Raw genomic sequence first — 21800 nt, 5'->3', positions numbered from 1 at the left:
GTTCCTCACAACTGCAAATGACGAATTTACAATAAGCCTAACAAAGCTTTGCCCAAAAATGAAAAAACTCCACGGCCGAAGCAAGTGGAGTTTTTACTAGAACAATGGAGCTTTAGTTTAGTACGCGAAGAAGCTTGTCTGCGCGCTCTGCCATCTCGATACCTTCATCTGTTAGGTAACCGCCGTCTGGCTGAGTACAAAGGTTTTTTTCGAATAGGCGCTTAACAGCGTCTTGAGTTTCTTGAGCAGCCTCTTGATGGACTTTAATTCCAGTAGCTGCACTACTTACATCAAATTGAAGAAGGAGGTTTAAATCAGCAATATGTTCAGCGTTGTACTTCATAATTGACCTATATATTCATAACGTTCTCTACCTTCACCTTAGTGCGCATTCTCGGCTCAGGCAATAGCAAATAAAGAGAATTGATAAGTGATACCAAATTGATTGATTAATCATCGAGTGATGAGTTTATTTTGGTTATATTGGGTGATTTGCACCCACTTAAATCATCAGTGATGTTTATTGCTAAGTGGTTGTAATATATTGTGACTAGAAATAATTTGCATTGAGCGAATATTGTATAAAAAGGATATGCATAAGTGAGAGCGAACAAAGTAGCATTAACGATCAGTATGCTATTTGCTATCTCAGGTTGTCAAAGTACACCCTCAGAGCAGACAGACGCGAACCAAACCACAAACAACAATAATGAATCGACAATAGAGGTCCGTTCATTTCAGTCTGTCCAAAGCGTTTACTCCGAATGGGAAGTTAAGCTTGAAGACCATGCTCAATTGTCTCTCTATGCACCAGAGAATTACAATGAACTATTAGACGCATGGGATGATGCTGAAAGCATTTATGCGGACTTACTTAAAGACGAAACTCGGATAACCAAGAGTTACTCCATTTTTTCGAGCCTAACTTACGCTGAAGCCTTCGATGAAAAAATCGCTTTGATCAAATCAAACTATGACTCGATCTTAGTGTTAAAGAAGAAGGCTGATCGAGTACTCGCGGATTCGATTGTCCAAATGGATTACCTGAAGTTTCTTGGCGCAGATACCATGTTTACCTCGAGCTACAAACGTTTGTATTCAGAATACAGCGAGTTGTTCGAGTATGTGCTGGTCGATGAGCTTGAAGACGCTCAAGAAGCGCAGGTGGAATTTCTTAACAATGCTCGCTTACTAGAAGTTAAAGTGGCGCATAAGAAATACATCGAACCTTTGAAGAACGAATTAGAGTTCTTGGAAGATGAAGATTTCGATGACGTTGTTCCACTGACGTTTGCTAAAGCGGCATCTCAAATTGCTTTGGCAGAAAGCCAAGTGAAAGCCAGTCCCCGTGAAAAGTCTATCATTGAAGACGCAGTTCACGCTGCGGAGTTCGAATTAAACCACGTACGCAGTGTTGCTCATGAAGTCAAAGTGCTGGCGAGCGTAAAAGGCGACCAGTTCGAACAGTCGGTTTTGAATGCAGAGAACCAGTTATTGAGCATTTCACGAGTGGTTAATGATGAAGATCACCGTGATGTTGTATTGCGTCTTCAGTCTCAAAAAATTGTAGCGAGTGTTAAAGCGCTAAAAGGCTCAGACATGACGGCGTCATTAAAGTCAGAGATTAAAACTTTGACTGAGCAATTAGCTAAGCTGGAGTCTGAAAACCAGAAGCAAGCGCAGCAACTGTCTGAAGCAACCAAGCACAGTGAGTTGCTCGGTGAGCAGATTACCAAGAGTGATGCTCACATTAAAAGCTTAGAAGAGTTAGTGGATAGTTTGAAAAGCTTAGGTGGCAAAGTGGCCAACGAAAGTGACTCTGATGTGATGTCCCCAGCTGTTGAATCTACTCTAGAGGATTCAACCCTAGAACAATCATCAGAAGAAGTGATTGAACCTTCGGTTTAGCATCACTAATTTCTTTATTTGTGATTGAGTTAAAAGCGCCTTAGGGCGTTTTTTTACGTTCTGTTGATCTATGTCAAAATCTAGAAATAAAAGCGCTCTGTGAGCCATTTTAGTGTACGTTATTCTTTGATTTTTAACGTAACTTGTTGATATTTATAGATGTGTTATTTTCTATGCTGATAACTAATCATTCAGCAGAGTTTTCTTTTTACTACTAAAGTCGTATGAATTTGGAATAACTCGGACTATTTGCTTTCAACAAGGCTGTGAGAGCTATTTTGTGCCTAAAATAGCTCTTGAATTCAGAAATGAAAGAGAGGATTATCGCGCTCCCGACGACATGTTTCAAAATGTAAATCATCATGAATCTGAACCAATTTGACTCATTATTACCGCCACAAATGGCTGAGCGCGCTGCAGATATTGGCGTAGGTAAAGCAACCAAAGATCCAACCAAATCTTTTCTCCTAGCGATTTCAGCTGGCATACATATCGGTATTGCGTTTGTGTTCTACACAATTGTAACCACTGGAGCTGGTGATTTACCTTGGGGTATTACTCGCGTCCTAGGTGGCCTTGCATTTAGCTTGGGCTTAATTCTCGTTGTTGTTACCGGTGGTGAGCTATTTACCAGTTCGGTGCTGACTCTGGTTGCTCGTGCAAGTGGCAAGATTACTTGGCGCACGCTCGTTAAGAACTGGGCTACGGTTTATGTAGGTAACTTGATTGGCGCATTGCTGCTGGTGGCTTGTATGTTACTGACCAAACAGTACATGTTCGACCAAGGCCAAGTGGGTTTGAATGCAATGGCGATCTCTCAACATAAGATGCACCATGATTTTATCCAAGCTATCGCGCTCGGCATCATGTGTAACGTATTGGTTTGTATCGCGGTATGGATGACGTTTAGTGGACGAACACTGACTGACAAAATTGCAGTACTGATTTTACCTGTCGCGATGTTTGTATCATCGGGCTTTGAGCACTGTATTGCGAATATGTTCCAAGTTCCTTTAGCTATCGGTATCAAAACATTTGCTCCAACTGAATTCTGGACAATGACAGGGGCTAATCCAGCAGACTATGTTGACCTAAACATGATGGACTTTCTGATGAACAACTTGCTGCCCGTTACTATCGGTAACATCATCGGCGGCGGTATCTTTGTTGGCATGTGGTATTGGTTGATTTATTTACGCGATTAATAAAGATGGCGGATCAACAAAGCTTGTGTGACTAGCTCAGTGACAAGATTAGTTAAAGCTCAGAGTGGAAACATTGAACTGACTTATGACATTTACAAGACGGCCTGCATTGCAGGCCGTTTTTTATTTGTGGAAAACTTACTCGTTGAATTCTTAAATTATCATTTGAACGCTTAACAACGCAGTTCTGCACGTGTGTATATGTCTTTGAAATCACCCAAGGATCAATGGCAATGATCTTTGCGCGAGCCGAAATGGACAAAAAAGGATCTATATTGATTTGGTTATCCACAATTTCTGTGGATAACCTGTATCAAATTCAGTGAGTAACCAGATCTAAGATGAGTCGGGAGGTTATTTTGAAGGCTGTATTTGAGCGAGAACTCGCCCTTCTTTGGTCAGAGAAGTCTTTAACGATAGGTGAAGTGCAAGCGCTAAGGAGCAGCTCATCATCACGAAAATAGCCAACATGATCATCAGCTGATACTTAATTGCGATCATTGGTGAAGCACCCCCTAAGATTTGTCCTGTCATCATTCCTGGTAGCGTTACCAAGCCTGTGGTTGCCATTGAGGCCATAATAGGAGACATCGCTTTCTGTATCGCATTACGCACAAAAGGCGCTGCAGCATAGGAAGGAGAGGCACCTAAAGCGATAGCCGCTTCGTACTCTGATTTCTGCGTTTCAAAAGCACCGAACAAGTTCTGTAATGCCACGATGTTACTGCTTAAGCTATTACCTAACAGCATCCCTGCAATAGGGATTAAGTACTGCGCGTTAAAAACCGGTGTTGGTTTAATGATGAATAAGCAGATAAACAAGACAATGGGTACACAGGTTACCGCTAGGCTCACAGCGACAGGGACTAACAAGAGGTTTCGCGGTAACTTGGATTTTTCAACAATCGAGCTTGCCCCAACGATAATCATCGTAAATAACCATAGTAAATTGACCCACAAGCTATTCAAAGTGAACAGGTATTCTAGGTAGAGGCCAACCAGAAATAGCTGAACAGTCATGCGAATGATGCTGATAGAAGCCTCTTTGCCAAGGCCAAGTTTTAGCTTGTGGTTGATTACAATTGGTAGCAAGAGAAGTGAACTGAAAAACAATAATTGCCACCAAGATATATCAATAACGTCTCGCATAATGCTTCCTTTTAATAAGGCTTATATCATATCTGAAAGTGCCAAATGATGCATTTCAACTGCAAAGTCATTGATTCGAAAAACGATCAATTATTTAACAAACAAAACACAAAATAGTGGTTGTTTGAGGCTTTTTTGGCTACTACTTAGTAGGTAAAAAGTTAAAATTGGTTGTCAAATAGTTGCGCGAGTGTTGGTTTTTAACATTTGTGAAATATACTTAATTCTTCACATTTGTTAATACTTTTTAATAAGTTTGTTTAACTGAAAACAAGTTTGGATGACCTCAAAAAAGTATTGATTAGCAAGGGTTATAACAAGAGATTTGATTGAACCCTACTTTGTGTATGGTCTAAAATTTGTTGTTAGATACTCAAGAACTTTAGCTCCTTAGAATGAGCTACTCGAAATTACTAAATACAAAATAGGCAAAATGTATGAGTGATGTTAATAAAATTGAAACTGGCGAAAAACGCTCGTTGGAGTGGAAGTCATTCCTCTTCATTGCAGTGGTTCTCTTTCCAATATTAAGTGTGGCTTTTGTAGGAGGCTACGGCTTTCTAGTTTGGGCACTGCAAGTGTTTGTATTAGGTCCTCCAGGTGCACACGGCGGCATGTAATGCCCTCTTGCTATCACATTTTTATTAGAACTAATTTTTAAGAGAGCTAAACATGAAATCATTTTTAGTTAAATTATGGCGCACAATGACTCGCCCAGCAGTACACATCAGTCTTGGTGTACTAACCATGGGTGGCTTTATCGCCGGTGTTATTTTCTGGGGCGGTTTTAACACAGCTCTAGAGCACACAAATACAGAAGAATTCTGTGTAAGCTGTCACACCATGCGTGACAACGTATACGTAGAACTACAAGAAACGGTTCACTGGAAAAACACTTCTGGTGTACGTGCTACTTGTCCTGACTGTCACGTTCCACATGAATGGACAGCAAAAATTGCTCGTAAGATGCAAGCATCTAAAGAAGTCTTCGCTCAAGTATTTGGTGACCTAGATACGCCTGAGAAATTCGAAGCTCGTCGTATCGAACTGGCTAAACACGAATGGGATCGTTTCTCTTCGAACAAATCTCTAGAGTGTAAAAACTGCCACAACTACGATTCAATGGATTTCGAAAACATGCGCCCAACAGCGCGTATCCAGATGAAGAACGCGGCAGAGCGTGATCAAAGCTGTGTTGACTGTCACAAAGGTATTGCTCACAACCTTCCATTAGATATGGCATCAGCGAGCGGTATTGTTGGCGAGCTAGAAAATGTAGCAAGCAGCACATCTTACGCAAATGGTTCTGACGTGATCTCTATTCGTCACCTACCAATGTACACAGATGAAACAGCAACAGTTGAAGCGGGTCTACTAAGCCCTGCAAGTAAAGTTGCGGTTATCGACGAAAAAGGCGACATGATCAAGATTCAAATCGACGGTTGGCGTAAAGCGAAAGGCTTCGGACGTGTAATCCAAGAAGACTTCGGTATGAACATCTCAACTGCAATCTTGACGAAAGAAGTATCTCAAAGTGACGTTATCACTGTTGGTGAGAAGAAAGAAGATGAGCTTACTGGCCTTCCATGGGAAGAAGTTAACCTAGCACTTTGGATGAAGAAAGAGTCTATGGTTGATAACTTCGATCCAATCTGGAACGCAGCGGGTCAAGCGTACCAATCTAACTGTTCAACGTGTCACTCACAGCCAGATGAAGCTCACTTCAGCGCTAACGGTTGGGTAGGCATGCTAGATGGTATGATTGCGTTCGTTAACTTCGATACAGATACAGAAGCACTTGTTCTTAAGTATCTACAGAAGCACTCATCAGATTTTTCTGAAGGCCATCACTAATAAGACGTCAATTGGAGTAACACAATGGCAATTACAAGAAGAAGTTTTCTGAAAGGTGTCGCTACTACAAGTGCGGCATCGGTTATCGGTCCAAGCTTATTGGCGTCGGCATCAGCGTCTGCTGCAGAAACAGACGGCGCGTGGAAAGTCTCTGGTTCTCACTGGGGTGCATTCCGAGCTCGCGTTTACGCGGGTAAAGTACAAGAAATTAAACCTCTAGAAATCGATCAGCACCCAACAGAGATGCTGAAAGGTATTAAAGGTATTATCTACAGCCCATCACGTGTGCGTTACCCAATGGTTCGCCTAGATTGGTTGAAGAAGCATAAGTACAGCGCAGACACGCGTGGTAACAACCGCTTTATTCGTGTGACTTGGGATGAGGCACTAGACCTTGTTTACCGCGAGCTAGAGCGCGTACAGAAAGATTACGGTCCATGGGCGCTTCACACAGGTCAAACTGGTTGGAGACAAACAGGTCAGTTCCATAGCTGTACTAACCACATGCAACGTGCAATGGCACTTCACGGTTACTCTGTGAAGAAAATCGGTGACTACTCAACAGGTGCTGGTCAAACGATCATGCCTTATGTGTTAGGTTCGACCGAAGTTTATGCACAAGGCACATCTTGGGAACTTATCTTAGAAAACAGTGACAATATTGTTCTTTGGGGTAACGATCCAGTGAAAAACCTTCAAGTAGGTTGGACATGTGAGACTCACGAGTCGTTTGCATATCTAGAACAGCTGAAAGAGAAAGTTGCTAAGAAAGAGATCAACGTTGTTTCTGTTGACCCTGTTAAAAACAAAACAGGTCGTTACCTAGAAAACGAGCAAATGTACATCAACCCACAAACTGATGTGGCGTTCATGCTTGGTGTTGCTCACGTTCTTTACAACGAAGGCCTATACGACAAGAAGTTCATCGAAACTTACTGTCTAGGTTTTGAAGATTTCATCAAGTACGTTCAAGGTGAAACGAAAGACAGAGTTGAGAAGACGCCAGAATGGGCTTCTGCTATCTGTGGCGCAAGCGCGGACTCTATTCGTGACTTCGCTAAGATGCTGGTTAACGGTCGTACACAGATTCTTGTTGGTTGGAGTATCCAACGTCAAGAGCACGGTGAACAGCCTTACTGGATGTGTGCAGTTATCGCAGCAATGGTTGGCCAAATTGGTCTTCCAGGCGGTGGTATCTCTTACGGTCACCACTACTCTGGTATCGGTGTATCTTCAACTGGCTTCGCTGCTCCGGGTTCATTCCCGCTGAACATCGACAAAGGTCAATCGCCTAAGCACACTAACACTGATTACAACGGTTACAGCCGCGTAATCCCTGTTGCTCGTTGGGTAGATAGCCTGTTAGAGCCAGGTAAGAAGATCAAAGCAAACGGCGCAACAGTGACACTGCCTGACATCAAGATGATGGTATTCAGTGGTAACAACCCGTGGCACCACCACCAAGATCGCAACAAGATGCGTAAAGCATTCAAGAGCCTACAAACTGTAGTGGCTGTTGATTTCGCTTGGACTGCAACTTGTCGTCACTCTGATATTGTTCTTCCAGCTTGTACTCAGTGGGAACGTAACGATATTGATGGTTACGGTGCGTACTCTGGCCGTGGTTTGATCGCAATGCACAAGCTAGTGGATCCTCTGTTCCAGTCTAAGACTGACTTCGAGATCATGTCTAGCCTAACTAAGCGTTGGGGTCGTTACGACGATTACACGCGTGGTATGGACGAAATGCAGTGGGTTAAATCTCTGTACGACGAATGTCGCGCATCAAACGAAGGTAGCTTCGAAATGCCTGAGTTTGCTGAGTTCTGGGAAAAAGGTTTCCTAGACTTCGGCAAAGGTAAGCCATGGACTCGTCACGCTTCATTCCGTGAAGATCCAGAGATCAACGCACTAGGCACGCCTTCTGGTTTCATCGAAATCACAAGCCGTACTGTTGGCAACATGGGTTACGAGCACTGTCAAGAACACCCAATGTGGTTCGAGAAATCTGAACGTTCACACGGTGGTCCAGGCTCTGACAAGCACCCGTACTGGCTACAATCTTGTCACCCAGACAAGCGTCTTCACTCTCAGATGTGTGAATCTGAAGAGTGGCGTGCGACTTACGCGGTACAAGGCCGTGAGCCAATCTACATCAACCCAGTAGATGCTAAGAAGAAAGGCATCAAAGATGGCGATGTAGTACGTGTGTTTAACGACCGTGGTCAACTACTAGCAGGTGCTGTTCTAATGGATAGCTACGCTCCTGGTGTTGTTCGTATCGAAGAAGGTGCTTGGTACGGTCCGATCAACGAGAAAGTGGGCGCGCTAGATACATACGGCGATCCAAACACACTGACTCAAGATATCGGTACGTCTGAACTTGCTCAAGCAACGTCAGCAAACACATGTTTGGTTGATTTCGAGAAGTTCCAAGGCAAACTGCCTCCAGTAACTTCATTCGGTGGTCCAATCGAAGTTTCTTAAGTCTTGTCTTAAGAACCAAGATTAAAGCTTGAATTAAAGCCCCTGTAAGCACTCTTACAGGGGCTTTTTGTATTTTTGATATCAGTTGTTGGTGTTTCTAAATAAGCATTATACAGGGCTAATAGAGGGCGTTTTTGAGACAGGCTGTAACGCGCTGTTTGAGAGAGGTGGTAGAAGCAGTGAAGCAGGAAGGGAATGTAAAAAGAACCTGTGGAAAGACTTAAGCAGGCGGAAACAAAAAGGCCGATACAAAGTACCGACCTTACAGAAGCCTATGGAGTTAACTCTACTCAAGTTAGATCTCAAATATAAACCAGTAGCTATAAGCACAGATTAGTGCGGGCACACTAGAGTATAAGGTCGCGACCAGTGCCGCTTTGGGAGCCATCGCAATCGCAGGGAATAGCGCGTCACCATCATTTGAAATTGCGTTACCTACCTGAGCCGAAAGTGGCAGGGCGCCTGAAAGGTATAAGCTAGTGACCAATAATTGCGGTCCACAGCCCGGTAGCAAACCCATCAACACGCCAGCCAGGGGGAGCATGATGCCCCAGCTTGAGAATAGCGTCGCAAAATCAACATTTGCTATCACAGAGCCAAATTCAAAGAAAAGAAAGGCAACCACCACCCAAGCGGTGACAAAGTTTGTATCTTGAGCGGTCTTTTGCAATGGGTGAGAGCCTATACACTTTTCGTCCTCACTCACGGCTGATTTGTAATCCTCAATTTCACGGGTTAGCCCCCACAGAAACATCGAGCTGATCAGCAAAACTGTCCCCGCCCATTCCATCGACATTTCAGGCAAAGCGAGCAGCTCGTTCACATCGACTTGAAAAGAGCCAAGTAGGGCAACGGCAGCACCCGGAATAATCAGTACAGACCACAGGTAACCTTGCAGGTTTATCGCTTTTTTAGAGACCGATTCTTTGTCTTGAGATTGAGAAGCGCAGCTGTTGGTGGCTTCATTTTTCTCTGCTTTTTTTGGGCGTAAGAAGTCGTCTGCGTGAAACAAGTTAATGATTCGACCTGACGCAGTACCCACAATCACGCCCATCGCCATCATGGCTAAACCTGTCTTAGGCTCGCTCGCTATGAGCAGGAACGCCGCGTCACCCATGGTTGAGACGAGCACCGCAACTACCGCACCAAATCCGAGTTTTCCCGAGATAAATTGTGTGGTTACCACTATCGCACCGCCACAGCCGGGCAACGCGCCCATGAGAGCCGCGAATACCACTTGGTTTGAACGAGATTGATGGACGAGCTTATTGAAGACGTTATCTTTGTTTATGTACAGACTTAACCAGTGGTAAATAGCTAAGGTTAAAGCAACATAACAAGACACTGCCCAAAACGCGTCTGACAAAGTAGTCACCGTCAGCTCTCGTGTAGCTGGGGCTGCAACCAAAGCTGCAAGTGAGACAGGCAAAAGCAGGCGCTTAAATGACAGTGAAAACTGAGTTGTTTTCGCAGCACTACTGCTTGGCAAAAAAGAGATTAGTCGATCCATAGGTGTTACTCAAAATTAGTGGCTTAAGATAAATATATACGAATGATAATAATTATCAATTGCATTTGTTGTTTTTTATCTATTGTTACTATTGGCTAAACCCACGAAACATGACCAATCTAAAAAAATGAGGTAAAGTATGGCTAATAAAGAGAGGCTCTAAAGGTAGAGTCATAATTGTTAGTGTAATAGGAAGAAACATGATTTTAGTTGTTGGTCACAAAAACCCTGATAGTGACAGTATTTGTAGTGCGTTAGTTGCAACTGAGCTTCTTAAGGCTCGTGGCGAGGAAGCGACACCAATTCGCCAAGGCGAGATCAACCGCGAAACTCAACACATTCTAGAAGTCGCTGGTGCTGAAAAGCCAGAGCTTCGTACTTCTGTTGCTGGTGAGAAAATCTGGCTAGTAGACTACTCAGATCTAGCACAAGCACCAGATGATGTTGCTGATGCAGAGATCGTAGGTATTGTTGATCACCACCGTCTAGGCGACGTGATGACAGTAAACCCAATGGAAGCTTGGATCTGGCCTGTTGGTTGTACAAACACTGTACTTTTCAACATGTTCAAGATTGAAGGTCACGCAATCTCTCAACAAATCGCTAAACTAATGATGTCTGCAATTCTTTCAGACACAGTGGGTTTCGCTTCTCCAACATGTACTCAAAAAGACAAAGACGCGGTTGCTGAGCTTGCTGAAATTGCTGGCGTAACTGACGTTGATGCATTCATCAAAGCGCTTCTAATCGCAAAAACAAACATCGAAGGCCTATCTGCTGCACAGCTAGTAGAAAAAGACCTTAAAGGCTACCCATTCAACGGTCGTGATGTTGTTGTTGGTCAAGTTGAACTTGCGACTCTTGAGCAAGTAGACGGCATGATCGAAGCGCTAGAAGCTGATCTTGAAGAGCGTTGTGAGAAAGACGGTCTAGCGTTCGCTGCGGTAATGCTAACAGATATCACTACTGCTCAAACTCGTCTTCTATACAAAGGTGAGTGGGCTGAGAAATTGGTTAAGCACGAGAAAGGCGGCGTATTAATGATGGAAAATACACTAAGCCGTAAGAAGCAAGGCTGGCCTTGGCTACAAGGTGAGCTTGTTTAATCAAGTCGCTTAATATTAAACGCCTGCTTATTTAGCAGGCGTTTTTCTTTGAAGTAGACTTTCTTCTTCATCGATAATGTTTGAAGTTAACAACACTCGGCATAAAATAGCTTTAAGAGCAAAGTTACTGACTAAAGTAGGAAATTAAGATGACTACACAGCTAGACGATAAAAAAATCGCTGAAATCAACAAGTATACGGGCGAGCAACGCCTGAAATACTGTGTGAAAGAAATCGTAGCAAACCGTGAAGTATGGATCTTAACCGATGAACACGGTTGTGTAATGCTGAACACAGAAGATGAAGATTGTGTTCCAGTATGGCCAAACCAAGAGTTCGCAGAATCATGGGCAACGGGTGATTGGTCTGAGTGTAAAGCTGAGTCTATTTCGTTGAACAAATGGCACAGTCGCTGGACGAACGGTCTAGAAGACGACGAACTTGCTGTTGTAGTATTCCCGAACGAGCAAGAAGAAGGCGTTATCTTGTTCCCGGATGAGTTCGACTTCGAATTGAAAAAGCAGGCAGCTAAGCGCTAGTTCTTTCGTAATACAGTAACATCGTAAGTCAGCGTTGCCTTTCTTAGGCAGCGCTATCATTCAATTATCCCATCTAAGTTACTTCCAACGTATATTCGTCAATACCCAATCAACTGATACAAAGGCGCTTGCTGTGCGGCTTTAGAAGCTTGCTGAAGCACACCTGTTTTGCTGTATCTCTTGAGTATCTTTCGAACGATAGGTTTTACTTCAGATTTTGTCATTCCAGCTTTCAATTCTGGTTCATACAGCAATTGCAGTAGCACTACGTCTAACGGCGATAATAAGTCTTCTGGCGTGTGGTCGTTGAAAATAGAAGGGTAGGCTTTATCTGAATCATTCGGCAGGCCTAGAACTTGTGTGATCTCTTCCACGATACAGGCGACCAGCTTACCTCGCGATCTTGCCTGATCAACCGGGATTACAATCCCAGCGTATACAATCTCGCCTTTAGAATTGGTTCTATAGCCCGCCGTGCAGATGGCGCTATTTAAATGTTCAGTTGATTTGAGCTTGAGCACCGATTTCGCCTCAGATACCCACTGGCTCTGCCTTGTGTATATCCATTTAACGTTCGCTTCGGACTCTTTACTGACGATTGTTATTGGATGTTGGGTGACTTCAGATAAGTGTTTGATATGAAGCTCTGTGAGCTCTTGATGCAGTTCCTCATCGCCCACTCGATGATCGATCCAAATCTTGATCGGTTGTTTCCATTTGGCGAGTGGTTTGTTGCCTTGGGAATATTCGTGTTGAAGTGCGACGTTATAAAAGGCAGTTTCGACGAAGCTTCTATCTAGCCAGGTGAGGGGTGTGCTTGTTGCGTTAAAGGAAAACAGCGCCAACAAAAGGGGAAGCATTGAAGCTCTTAATAACATACCTTTCCCCTTTGTTGAACGTAGCGTGATTCGAGATTAGTGGTTCGGCGCTTTGGAGAAATGGCTCTCAACCAATCTTTGGGTGATTTGGTGAGTTGGATTGGTTAACACTTGATCCGTTTCCCCACTCTCAACCACATTGCCTTCATGCATGACAATAATCTTGTCGGTAATGTGCTTAACAATACCGAGGTGTTGAGATACATAAACGAACGATACGCCCATCTCTTCTTGTAACTCTAAGAACAGATTGATGATTTGCGAGCGCATTGCCATGTCCAAACCATTTAAAGCTTCATCAGCAACAATGATGGATGGCTGAAGTATTAAGGCACGAGCCAAACAAACCCTTTGTTTCTGGCCTGCAGCAAGCATCTGAGGGTAGAAATACGCATGTTCCGGTAGAAGGCCTACGCGCAGTAGTGTGTCTTTCACACGACGCATACGAGCTTCTGGAGGCATGTTGGTGTTTCGCTTTAATGGACCTTCAAGAATTCGACCGATCTGAATGCGCGGGTTAAGTGACGTATTCGGATCTTGGAAGATCATTCGAATCAGCTTACAACGAGTCGAGTAGTCTTTGTGCTCTAGCTTTTCGCCATTCACGCGGATCTCGCCTGCGGTTGGCTCCACCATGCCTGCGAGCATTCTGGCTAATGTTGATTTGCCAGAACCATTCTGGCCGATAAAACCAATTGTCTGGCCTGCTTCAAGAGAAAAGCTAACTGGCTTCACCGCCTGATGAATCTTTTTACGGAAAAGACCAGAGCGAGTCGTAAAGTCTTTAGACAAATTACTGACTTCTAATAATGCACTCATGATTTCTTTTTCTTCTCCATATTCAGAGGGAAGTGACAGTTGAACTTATGGTTCTTGATACGTTTCGTATGTGGGATCTCGACACACTGCCTTTGTGCGTATGGGCAGCGAGGCCCTAATCGACAACCAATAGGAAGATGTTGCAGCGGTGGAATTGACCCCGGCAAAGACTGGAGCTTCTCCTTGTGGGGAATCCAGTCGTTAAAGTCTGGCATCGCTTTTAACAAAGCAACGGTGTACGGGTGCTTTGGTGCATCCAACAGCTTCGGTGTATCAGCGGATTCTACCGATTGACCACAGTACATCACGGTAATGCGAGTCGCCCATTGGGTAATGGTGGTTAAGTCATGGCCGATCAACACGATGGTGGTGTTATTGATCTGGTTCATACGACTCAAAAGACGCAATATTTGAGACTGTGTAATTGGGTCTAAATCGTTGGTTGGCTCGTCAGCAATCAAGACTTTTGGCTTGGCAGCGATCGCCATTGCGATCATGACTTTTTGACACTCACCATCTGTCAGCTCATAAGAGTAACTGTCCATTAGGCGAGAGTGGTCTTTGATGCCGACTTTGTGTAGTAATGCGATCGCTTGCTTCTTACGCCACTTAAATCGTTGCCACCAACGACCTTCAAACGAATGGGAAGGGATCGCTTCAACGAGCTGGTTACCTACTTTTTCAGAAGGGTCAAGACACGTTGATGGCTCTTGGAAGATCATTGCGATATCGCGGGCGATCACTCGGCGTCTTTCTTTCGGCGTCAGTTGCAGTAGGTCGATATTACCTAAGCGCATTCGGTCTGCAGAAACCTTCCAGTTTTCTTTACATACTCCGACGATCGCTTTTGCAACCAAACTCTTACCTGAGCCTGATTCACCTACTAAGCCACGAATTTCCCCTTCATTGAGGGTAATACTCATTCGATCTACGGCTTTAACCATCCCTTGAGGGGTCTCAATCTCGATGGTTAGATGTCGAATATCAAGTAACGGCATTATTCGATTCCTGCATTTAGCGCTTGGCGAACACCTTCACCGACGAGGTTAATCACGATAACTGTAAACATAATAGCTAAGCCGGGTAGGGTAACTGTCCATGGCGCAAGGTAAATCAACTCGACCGAATCACCCAAGATGGAGCCCCATTCGGTACTCGGTGCTTGAGCGCCAAGCCCTAGGAAACCTAAAGCCGTGATATCAAGAATTGCGACTGACAGTGCCAGCGTAACTTCAAGAGCGATCACGGTAAGGATGTTCGGAAGGATTGAGTTCCATAGCAGGTAAAAATCGTTCGCACCATCAAGGCGAGAAGCCAGAATATAGTCTTTTTCTACTTCAGCATGCACGGCAATGTACACCGAGCGTATAAAGCGCGGGATCAGTGCCAAGCACAAGGCGAGCAAGATATTAAACTCCCCAAAGCCAAGGAATGCCACGAAGATAATCGCCAGCAGAAGAGATGGAATCGACATAACAGTATCAAGCAGGTGGTTTAGCGTGCTTGATAGTAAACCGCGCGTCATACCAGCAAGTACGCCAATCAGACAACCAATGACGGCTGCGATAAAGGTAATCACCACCGCGGCGCCGAAGGTTAACTGAGAGCCAATTATTAGGCGAGAGAGAATATCTCTGCCTAAGTCATCCGTACCCAAAAAGTATTCTACCGTTCCCGCAGGATCCCAAGAGGGCGGCGTTAATAGGTGACCGGTTTGTTCTTGTGCATCATGCGGGGCTAGCCACGGTGAAGTGACGGTGACCAGAATGATAAGCACCAAACACCACAAGCCAAACATAGCTAGATTATTGCTGCGGAAGCTGCGCCAGAAACGTTCGAACTGGGTTGGAATCTGTTCTTCTTGGTAGACGTTATTTGTTAGCATACCATTCCTTCCTTACCAGTGGATTGATCATCGCGCCCAGTAGATCGGACAGAATATTAGCGGTCAAAACTAAGGTAGCCACCACAATTACACCAGCTTGAATTGAAACGTAATCTTGATTCGATAAGGCATCCAATAACCAGCGGCCAATGCCCGGCCAGTTAAAGATAGACTCGGTAACAATAGCAAGCGTTAACATACTCGATAGCTGAACACCGACCTTAGGAATAATCGGAGGTATCGCGTTTCTTAGCACGTGCTGCGTGATGATCTCTCTAGTGGAAAGACCTTTAATTCGCGCAGCGCGGATGTAGTTTTGCGTCATTACTTCAGCCACTGACGCTCTCATCAATCGGATGACCTGAGTCGTTGGCGCCAGTGCTAAAACAAGACAAGGCAACGCCATGTGCTCGATAACACTTTGTAGTGCGTGCGCACGGTAGCGACCCTCGGCAAAAAAGGCGTCAATCATCGCGAATCCAGTCACGTGTTCAATCTCGTAAAGTAGGTCGTATCGGCCACCAACTGGGAACATTTCAAAGTGCAGTGAAAACACCATGATCATCAGCAACGCGACCCAAAATATAGGCGCAGAGTAACCGGCCATTGAGGTGAACGATATGGTGGTATCAACAAATTTACCTTGTCTCATACCAGCAATGGTGCCGAAAGGGATACCGATGATGAGTGCCAACACAAAGGCAAAGAAGCACAGCTCTAGCGTTGCAGGGAACACCAGGACCAACTCATCGATGATAGGCACACCGTGTTTGCTTAGGCCAAAGTTTAGCGTCGATAATTCAGTGATATAGCTAATCCAACCGGGCCAAAAATCTTGAATTGCCCAAGGTGAGGTTTGGTCTAATCGAAGCAGGGAAAAACCTACCAAGGTCAGAATTCCTAGCGTAATAACGAATAAGTTTACACGTCTTAATGTATACCAAAACATTACTGCACCTCTCTTCTGACTTGATCAAAAGGTTGGGCATTGAAAGGACTTGCTTTAAAGCCTGTTAGCGAACGATCGTGCACGCGAAATTGCACGCCATGAGCTAAAGGAATCACAGGAACTTCTTCATTGAGAATGTTTTGGGCTTGTCGGTACAAGTTCACACGGTGCCTTTGTTGATTGATCTCTAATGCTAAGTCGAGAAGGAAATCAAAGTCTGAATTACACCACATCGAGACGTTTAACCCTGCACGCTCAGAGCTGCATGAGAGCAGCGGACGTAAGAAGTTGTCCGGGTCACCGGTATTGCCTATCCAGCCTGTAAGCAACAAGTCTGTTGAGGAAATAGAGGACAACTGTGTGCGGTCAAATCGGTCGTCGGTATAGAGTTTCAATTCAATACCAATATCGGCTAAGTTTGCTTGGATAAGTTCTGCCGTTTTTCTTGGACTTGGATTGTATGCGCGTGGCTCTAGTGGTACCCACATTGAAAGCTCTAACCCAGGTTCAACGCCAGCTTCTTTGAGAAGCGCAACCGCATAGTTTCGGTCGTAGCGAACTTGAACGCTGTCTTTTTGGTGAGCCCAAGAAGTCGGAGGAAGCAAGGTGTAGGCTTTGGTTCCTGTACCGTAATACACAGAATCAAGAATGTTCTGACGATTGATGGCTAAGTTGAGCGCTTTACGAACTCGAGAGTCACGCAGTGCAGGGTGCTCAGTATTCAGCGCGATGAAAGAGACATTAACCGCCGGAGTAGCAGAAATCTTCAACTCTTCATGAGCCTGAATAATAGGGATTTGGCTAGAAATTGGTGAGTTGAGCACGTCACACTCACTACGCAGAAGCTTGGCAAGTGTGCCTGTTCCACGTTGCGAAGTATCGAACACAACTTGGTCCATTTGTACTTCACCTTTCCAGTAGTGCTTGTTCTTTTTCAAGCGCACTAGGTCGTTGATTTGGTATTCATCTAAGTAGAAAGGGCCAGTGCCGACTGGATTGGAATCGATTCGATTTTTCTCATCCGCTGCAATGAGCTGATTGGCATACTCCTTAGAGTGAATGACTGCATAGCTGGTGGCGATGTTATTGAGAAACGAATTGTCTGGGCGACTTAATTGGAATTTCACCGTTAGGTCATCAACTGCGGTGATATCGACAATCAGGTTTTTGAAGTCGATTCCGGCAAACCATGGGTATAGGCCGCCACCCACATAATGAAATGGGTTTGAACTATCAATGACACGTTCAAAGCTAAACACCACATCTTGTGCATTCATGCTACGAGTAGGGGTGAACCAGTCTGTCGTTTGGAACGCAACATTTGGGCGCAGTTTGAACGTGTACTCTGTACCTGATTTATCAACAGACCAACTTGTCGCCAAGTTCTGTTTTGGTCGGTACGTCATCGGATCAAGAGTGAGCAGTGTATCGAAAATTTGAGGACTCAGCGATTCTGCGGTAATGCCACTATCAACCAGCTGTGGGTTGAAGGTACTAGGATTACCTTGGCCGCAATAAATGAAGCCTTTTTCACGGATTTGCTCGTGATTCACACACTCACCACATCCAGCGAGAAAGCTCAGCGTACAGATGCTCAGTGATAGTCTTATTAGTGCTTTCATAAAAAGAAATACTTTTCGAAACGAGGCGTTAGAGGAGCCTCAAGATCCGGACAATTTAACATTTTATTTATTCGGCTCCAAATAATAATCAAGCGTGGACAGCTATTTATCGTTAGCTTGTCCGACAATCGCGTACTTCCTCACCATTCCACGTAATTGGTTGTAGGTTAACCCAAGTAATTCTGCGGCTTGTTTCTGGTTATATTTGCTCTGTTTGAGGGCTTGGTTGAGTAGCTTGATGTCTTGTTGTTCTTGCCATGCTTTGTAATCAAGCGGCAAAGAAAACAAGCTCTCTGATGAAGTATGGCTGTTAGACGGCTCATTGCCAGTTTCCGGAGAGGAATCTTGCTCTGTTTTCCATGCGGGTTTAAATGGGTTAAACACCAAATATTCAATAGGATATGGATCTTTTCCGTGCTGATAGATAGCTCGCTCAATGACGTTTTTGAGTTCTCGTACATTCCCTGGCCAAGAATAATCCAAAAGCGATTCAACGGCAGAGGGGGCAAAGCCAACAAACAACTCCAATTCCAATTCACGACACATCTTAATGGCGTAATATTCTGCCAGTAGCATGATGTCTTCTTTTCGCTCACGCAAAGGAGGGATAGTAATGACGTCAAACGCCAGTCTATCTAATAGGTCTGCTCGGAATTCGCCCTTTAATGCCATGTCTGGTAAGTCGGCATTGGTTGCACACACCAGTCTGACATTGGCACTTAGCGCCTTTTGCCCACCGACACGTTCATATTGCCCGTATTCAATAACGCGCAGTAGTTTCTCTTGAACCGCAAGGGGAGTGGTCGCCAGCTCATCCAGAAACAGCGTTCCGCCTTCTGCTCTTTCAAAACGACCTTGATGACGCCCTTTCGAACCCGTAAAGGATCCCGATTCATGACCAAACAGTTCTGAATCAATCAAACCTTCACTTAAGGTTGAGCAGTTCAATGAGATCAAAGGTTGATCCCAACGTCTTGAAAGGTAATGCAGTCTTTGTGCGATCAACTCTTTACCTGTGCCACGTTCGCCAATGATCAGAATGGGTCTTTCTATTGGTGCGAGTTGGGAAACTTTATCTAACACAGAGAGAAAGCTAGGTGATTCACCAATGAGGTTCTGCTGCATAGCGGGTCCTTGTATGAATTAATCGCTGGAGAGGTCATGTAAGAGCCATAGTGGTGAAAAATACCAATACTTGGCTAAATTCATCATAGCATGGTTCGAGTTAATCACCATTTTATTGTAAGTAACTGATAATAAATGGCTTAAAAGTTGGCACGCTACTTGGATTATTTATGGTAGGTTTAACAACAAACGTAAATTTTTGAGCAAGTGGATTGATAAAGTCGCACAACGATTTGAAACGCATTTGCCATCATTGTAATTAAGGAGTTCCTCATGGGTATTTTTTCTCGCTTTGCAGACATTGTAAATTCGAACATCAGTGCACTTTTAGACAAGGCTGAAGATCCTGAAAAGATGATTCGCCTGATTATCCAAGAAATGGAAGATACGCTGGTTGAGGTTCGCACTAACTCCGCTAAAGCTATCGCAGATAAAAAAGAGTTAGCACGTAAAGTTGAAGCTATCGAAACTCAGATTCTAGATTGGCAAAACAAAGCGACACTAGCACTGACTAAACAACGTGAAGACTTAGCTAGAGCGGCGCTAATCGAAAAGCAAAAACTTGAAGATATAATCAAAAGCCTTCACACAGAGCAAACCTTGGTTCACGAAACCATCGAAAAGCTGACCAGTGAGATTGGCAAGCTTGAAACCAAAATCGCAGAAACACGTGCGAAGCAGCAAGCATTAATGATTCGTAATAATGCGGCAAGCAATCGTCGTGATGTTCAAAAGCATCTGCATTCAAGCAAAACCCACGAAGCAATGGCGAAGTTTGAGCAATTCTCGCGTAAAGTGGATGAATTAGAAGCTGAAGCAGATGTTTACGCCAAAACAGGTAACGCAAAATCGTTAGACCAAGAATTTGCAGATCTACAAGCTCAAGATGAAATTGAAAAAGAGCTGGTGAAACTGAAGCAACAAGTTGAAAACCGCGATAAATAATTTAGGAGTTGTCTATGTCAACATTTCTAATTGCAGGCCCACTGATTGTCTTTTTAATCTTCGTGGCACCGCTATGGTTGTTCTTACATTACCGCAGCAAGAAGAAATCCAGTAATGGTCTTTCAGAAACGGATCTTCAGCGTTTGCACAAGCTTTCTGCTCAAGCTGAATCGATGCAAGACCGAGTGAAAACACTAGAAAAAATACTGGATGCGGAGTCACCTAACTGGAGACGAAACTATGAGTAGAGAACTGTATCGCGATCCTATTAACGGTAAGCTGTCTGGCGTGTGTGCAGGGTTAGCGAACTACTTTGGCCTTGAAGTGTGGTTGGTTCGTATCTTGGTTATCTCAGCGGCACTGCTTGGTGGTAGCTTTTTGGTGTTATTAGCGTATGTAGCTTTGACATTTATGCTTGAAAAACAACCACCTCAGTATGTCGATCAAATGAAGGCTAAACAGGAGCACACGCTCAAGCAAAAACCTTGGGAAAAAGGGCAAACCGCAGAGTCGTTACTGGGCACTTTAGAGGGTGATTTCCAGAAATTAGAGACTAGTGTCCGCAATATGGAAGCTTATGTGACTTCGGATACTTTCAAAGTCGACCGCGCATTTAAGAACATGTAGTGGTAAACCTAAAAAAGATTAGATAACGGTTTAGGAAAATTTATTCCAAGCCGTTATTTTTTTTAATAATTTTTTCTAAATAAATCTTACGCTGACTGGTAAGTTACATGTGATTAATCTATGTTATAAAAATATTTATAGATATGGATGATCACCAATGTATAGAGCCTCCCTTGTCCTATTGACAGCCTTAGTTGGGTTGTCTGGGTGTGGTAAGGAGCTTCCTCCCGTGCCTGAACCTGAGTCCAGACCCGCCAAACTCTTCACTGTCTCCGTCGGTAATAATGCCTTTGAGCGTAATTTCCCTGCTACCACAGAAGCTGGTGACAGAGCGGTACTCGCATTCCGTGTTCCTGGGTTATTGCAGAGCATCGATGTGACCGCTGGGCAGCACGTGTCTAAAGGCGACGAGCTTGCTAAGTTAAATCCCGATGAATATCAACTACTCGAGAAGCAAGCAAAAGCGAATTTTCAGCTAGCCGATGTTCAATATCAACGTGCGATCAAACTTCGTAAAGATCGTGTGGTATCAGAGCAAGATTTCGACCAAGCGAAAGCGAACCACAATTCAGCTCGCGCGGTGCTTAATCAAGCTAACGCGAATCTTCGCTACACCACTTTGGTTGCGCCGTATGACGGAACCATTTCCATCATTCCTGCTGAAAACCATGAATACATTGCGGCTAAACAAGGCGTGATGAATATTCAAACCAATCAAATTCTTAAAGTCGTCTTCTTATTACCCGACCAACTTATTACGCGCTTTTCATCAGGGTTCGAGATGGATGCAACCATGGTTTTTGATGCGTTTCCTGAAAACTCTTACGTTTTAACCTTCCAAGAAGTTGATACTGAAGCGGATCCCAAAACCGGGTCGTACAAAGTCACCATGGTAATGGAAAGACCCACCGATGTTGGTATTTTGCCGGGTATGTCAGGCACAGTTCATTTAGTTTCAGCGTTAGCAGCCGCCACAAAAATTCCCACATCAGCAATGATGACTGATGGCGATGATGTCTCTGTGTGGCGCGTGAATAGCGACGGTATTGTTGAAAATGTCGCAATCATCATCGATGAAAAGCGCCATATTGTTTCAGGGTTGAACGATGGTGATCGCATCGTAACTTCTGGTGTTAATGGTCTTGAACCGGGCGTTAAAGTTCGAGAGTGGATCAAGGAAAGGGGGCTATAA

General features: G+C 44.3%; 21 protein-coding genes. 11 read left to right on the top strand and 10 right to left on the bottom strand.

Annotation, left to right across the window (positions count from 1 at the left end; all coding sequences use genetic code 11):
- Window positions 1-112 precede the first annotated feature (112 nt).
- Window positions 113-343, bottom strand: coding sequence for a TIGR02647 family protein (locus AB4482_RS13645; RefSeq protein WP_017060280.1), 231 nt, complete (start codon window positions 341-343; stop codon window positions 113-115).
- 257 nt (window positions 344-600) lie between these two features.
- Between AB4482_RS13645 and AB4482_RS13640 the strand changes: the two genes are divergently transcribed.
- Window positions 601-1908 carry an ATPase gene (locus AB4482_RS13640; RefSeq protein ID WP_017065323.1) on the top strand — a complete coding sequence of 436 codons (1308 nt, stop codon included), beginning with the start codon at window positions 601-603 and terminating at the stop codon, window positions 1906-1908.
- A 362-nt stretch (window positions 1909-2270) separates the two neighbouring features.
- Window positions 2271-3113, top strand: coding sequence for a formate transporter FocA (gene focA, locus AB4482_RS13635; protein ID WP_372181079.1), 843 nt, complete (start codon window positions 2271-2273; stop codon window positions 3111-3113).
- A 354-nt stretch (window positions 3114-3467) separates the two neighbouring features.
- Here focA and AB4482_RS13630 read toward each other — a convergent pair whose 3' ends face one another.
- The gene (locus tag AB4482_RS13630; RefSeq protein ID WP_372181077.1) at window positions 3468-4262 is read right to left on the bottom strand and encodes an ABC transporter permease; all 795 of its coding nucleotides are present in this window, start codon (window positions 4260-4262) and stop codon (window positions 3468-3470) included.
- Between the two features lie 437 nt (window positions 4263-4699).
- On the opposite strand from AB4482_RS13630, the gene torE reads away from it, so the two are divergent.
- The 3 genes from torE to torA are packed head-to-tail and all read left to right on the top strand — an operon-like array spanning window position 4700 to window position 8603.
- Window positions 4700-4882, top strand: a complete 183-nt coding sequence (gene torE / locus AB4482_RS13625) for a trimethylamine N-oxide reductase system protein TorE (RefSeq protein ID WP_004734591.1) — start codon at window positions 4700-4702, stop codon at window positions 4880-4882.
- Window positions 4883-4934: 52 nt separating this feature from the next.
- Window positions 4935-6116, top strand: coding sequence for a pentaheme c-type cytochrome TorC (gene torC, locus AB4482_RS13620; protein WP_004734592.1), 1182 nt, complete (start codon window positions 4935-4937; stop codon window positions 6114-6116).
- A 24-nt stretch (window positions 6117-6140) separates the two neighbouring features.
- The gene (torA, locus tag AB4482_RS13615; protein WP_017067667.1) at window positions 6141-8603 is read left to right on the top strand and encodes a trimethylamine-N-oxide reductase TorA; all 2463 of its coding nucleotides are present in this window, start codon (window positions 6141-6143) and stop codon (window positions 8601-8603) included.
- A gap of 295 nt (window positions 8604-8898) precedes the next feature.
- Here the strand turns inward: torA and AB4482_RS13610 are convergent, their stop codons facing one another.
- Window positions 8899-10113, bottom strand: coding sequence for a putative manganese transporter (locus AB4482_RS13610; protein WP_372181075.1), 1215 nt, complete (start codon window positions 10111-10113; stop codon window positions 8899-8901).
- A gap of 200 nt (window positions 10114-10313) precedes the next feature.
- Between AB4482_RS13610 and AB4482_RS13605 the strand changes: the two genes are divergently transcribed.
- The gene (locus AB4482_RS13605) at window positions 10314-11219 is read left to right on the top strand and encodes a manganese-dependent inorganic pyrophosphatase (RefSeq protein WP_017065328.1); all 906 of its coding nucleotides are present in this window, start codon (window positions 10314-10316) and stop codon (window positions 11217-11219) included.
- A 149-nt stretch (window positions 11220-11368) separates the two neighbouring features.
- On the top strand, window positions 11369-11758 hold the full coding sequence (locus AB4482_RS13600) for a DUF2750 domain-containing protein (RefSeq protein WP_004734596.1): 390 nt from the start codon (window positions 11369-11371) through the stop codon (window positions 11756-11758).
- 98 nt (window positions 11759-11856) lie between these two features.
- On the opposite strand, the gene AB4482_RS13595 is transcribed toward AB4482_RS13600, so the two are convergent.
- The 7 genes from AB4482_RS13595 to pspF form a co-directional block, all read right to left on the bottom strand.
- Window positions 11857-12636, bottom strand: a complete 780-nt coding sequence (locus AB4482_RS13595) for a DUF2927 domain-containing protein (RefSeq protein ID WP_372181074.1) — start codon at window positions 12634-12636, stop codon at window positions 11857-11859.
- A 36-nt stretch (window positions 12637-12672) separates the two neighbouring features.
- Complete coding sequence (locus tag AB4482_RS13590; protein ID WP_372131659.1) at window positions 12673-13455, bottom strand: ATP-binding cassette domain-containing protein; 783 nt, start codon at window positions 13453-13455, stop codon at window positions 12673-12675.
- A complete protein-coding gene (locus AB4482_RS13585) occupies window positions 13452-14453 on the bottom strand; it encodes an oligopeptide/dipeptide ABC transporter ATP-binding protein (RefSeq protein ID WP_017060305.1) in 1002 nt (333 codons plus the stop codon). The genes AB4482_RS13590 and AB4482_RS13585 overlap by 4 nt, the downstream gene beginning before the upstream one ends.
- On the bottom strand, window positions 14453-15340 hold the full coding sequence (sapC, locus tag AB4482_RS13580) for a putrescine export ABC transporter permease SapC (RefSeq protein ID WP_017065331.1): 888 nt from the start codon (window positions 15338-15340) through the stop codon (window positions 14453-14455). Before sapC ends, AB4482_RS13585 begins: the two co-directional genes overlap by 1 nt.
- Entirely contained in the window at window positions 15327-16289 is a 963-nt protein-coding gene (locus tag AB4482_RS13575) for an ABC transporter permease subunit (protein WP_017060307.1), read from the bottom strand. The genes sapC and AB4482_RS13575 overlap by 14 nt, the downstream gene beginning before the upstream one ends.
- Complete coding sequence (gene sapA, locus AB4482_RS13570; protein ID WP_372131661.1) at window positions 16289-17911, bottom strand: ABC transporter substrate-binding protein SapA; 1623 nt, start codon at window positions 17909-17911, stop codon at window positions 16289-16291. The genes AB4482_RS13575 and sapA overlap by 1 nt, the downstream gene beginning before the upstream one ends.
- 102 nt (window positions 17912-18013) lie before the next feature.
- A complete protein-coding gene (gene pspF, locus AB4482_RS13565) occupies window positions 18014-19036 on the bottom strand; it encodes a phage shock protein operon transcriptional activator (protein ID WP_017060309.1) in 1023 nt (340 codons plus the stop codon).
- 273 nt (window positions 19037-19309) lie between these two features.
- Here pspF and pspA point away from each other — a divergent pair, with 273 nt between their 5' ends.
- The 4 genes from pspA to AB4482_RS13545 all read left to right on the top strand — a co-directional run bounded on the left by pspA (window position 19310) and on the right by AB4482_RS13545 (window position 21800).
- A complete protein-coding gene (gene pspA / locus AB4482_RS13560) occupies window positions 19310-19981 on the top strand; it encodes a phage shock protein PspA (RefSeq protein ID WP_108121478.1) in 672 nt (223 codons plus the stop codon).
- A gap of 14 nt (window positions 19982-19995) precedes the next feature.
- Window positions 19996-20229 (top strand): envelope stress response membrane protein PspB, encoded by a 234-nt coding sequence (gene pspB, locus AB4482_RS13555; RefSeq protein ID WP_004734605.1) that lies wholly within the window; start codon window positions 19996-19998, stop codon window positions 20227-20229.
- On the top strand, window positions 20222-20608 hold the full coding sequence (gene pspC / locus AB4482_RS13550) for an envelope stress response membrane protein PspC (protein ID WP_029222097.1): 387 nt from the start codon (window positions 20222-20224) through the stop codon (window positions 20606-20608). Before pspB ends, pspC begins: the two co-directional genes overlap by 8 nt.
- A 157-nt stretch (window positions 20609-20765) precedes the next feature.
- On the top strand, window positions 20766-21800 hold the full coding sequence (locus AB4482_RS13545; RefSeq protein WP_108208855.1) for an efflux RND transporter periplasmic adaptor subunit: 1035 nt from the start codon (window positions 20766-20768) through the stop codon (window positions 21798-21800).

This window comes from Vibrio sp. 10N.222.55.C7 (assembly GCF_041473335.1).
Taxonomy (GTDB): Bacteria; Pseudomonadota; Gammaproteobacteria; order Enterobacterales; family Vibrionaceae; genus Vibrio; species Vibrio crassostreae_C.
The sequence above is the reverse complement of the archived record's forward strand: the minus strand, read 5'-3'. Positions and strand labels throughout refer to the sequence as shown.

Bases quoted from the DNA above. Each gene is read 5' to 3' on its own strand.
- AB4482_RS13645 (WP_017060280.1), bottom strand. From the start codon at position 343: ATGAAGTACAACGCTGAACATATTGCTGATTTAAACCTCCTTCTTCAA.
- focA (WP_372181079.1), top strand. From the start codon at position 2,271: ATGAATCTGAACCAATTTGACTCATTATTACCGCCACAAATGGCTGAG.
- AB4482_RS13630 (WP_372181077.1), bottom strand. From the start codon at position 4,262: ATGCGAGACGTTATTGATATATCTTGGTGGCAATTATTGTTTTTCAGT.
- torE (WP_004734591.1), top strand. From the start codon at position 4,700: ATGAGTGATGTTAATAAAATTGAAACTGGCGAAAAACGCTCGTTGGAG.
- torC (WP_004734592.1), top strand. From the start codon at position 4,935: ATGAAATCATTTTTAGTTAAATTATGGCGCACAATGACTCGCCCAGCA.
- torA (WP_017067667.1), top strand. From the start codon at position 6,141: ATGGCAATTACAAGAAGAAGTTTTCTGAAAGGTGTCGCTACTACAAGT.
- AB4482_RS13610 (WP_372181075.1), bottom strand. From the start codon at position 10,113: ATGGATCGACTAATCTCTTTTTTGCCAAGCAGTAGTGCTGCGAAAACA.
- AB4482_RS13605 (WP_017065328.1), top strand. From the start codon at position 10,314: ATGATTTTAGTTGTTGGTCACAAAAACCCTGATAGTGACAGTATTTGT.
- AB4482_RS13600 (WP_004734596.1), top strand. From the start codon at position 11,369: ATGACTACACAGCTAGACGATAAAAAAATCGCTGAAATCAACAAGTAT.
- AB4482_RS13595 (WP_372181074.1), bottom strand. From the start codon at position 12,636: ATGTTATTAAGAGCTTCAATGCTTCCCCTTTTGTTGGCGCTGTTTTCC.
- AB4482_RS13590 (WP_372131659.1), bottom strand. From the start codon at position 13,455: ATGAGTGCATTATTAGAAGTCAGTAATTTGTCTAAAGACTTTACGACT.
- AB4482_RS13585 (WP_017060305.1), bottom strand. From the start codon at position 14,453: ATGCCGTTACTTGATATTCGACATCTAACCATCGAGATTGAGACCCCT.
- sapC (WP_017065331.1), bottom strand. From the start codon at position 15,340: ATGCTAACAAATAACGTCTACCAAGAAGAACAGATTCCAACCCAGTTC.
- AB4482_RS13575 (WP_017060307.1), bottom strand. From the start codon at position 16,289: ATGTTTTGGTATACATTAAGACGTGTAAACTTATTCGTTATTACGCTA.
- sapA (WP_372131661.1), bottom strand. From the start codon at position 17,911: ATGAAAGCACTAATAAGACTATCACTGAGCATCTGTACGCTGAGCTTT.
- pspF (WP_017060309.1), bottom strand. From the start codon at position 19,036: ATGCAGCAGAACCTCATTGGTGAATCACCTAGCTTTCTCTCTGTGTTA.
- pspA (WP_108121478.1), top strand. From the start codon at position 19,310: ATGGGTATTTTTTCTCGCTTTGCAGACATTGTAAATTCGAACATCAGT.
- pspB (WP_004734605.1), top strand. From the start codon at position 19,996: ATGTCAACATTTCTAATTGCAGGCCCACTGATTGTCTTTTTAATCTTC.
- pspC (WP_029222097.1), top strand. From the start codon at position 20,222: ATGAGTAGAGAACTGTATCGCGATCCTATTAACGGTAAGCTGTCTGGC.
- AB4482_RS13545 (WP_108208855.1), top strand. From the start codon at position 20,766: ATGTATAGAGCCTCCCTTGTCCTATTGACAGCCTTAGTTGGGTTGTCT.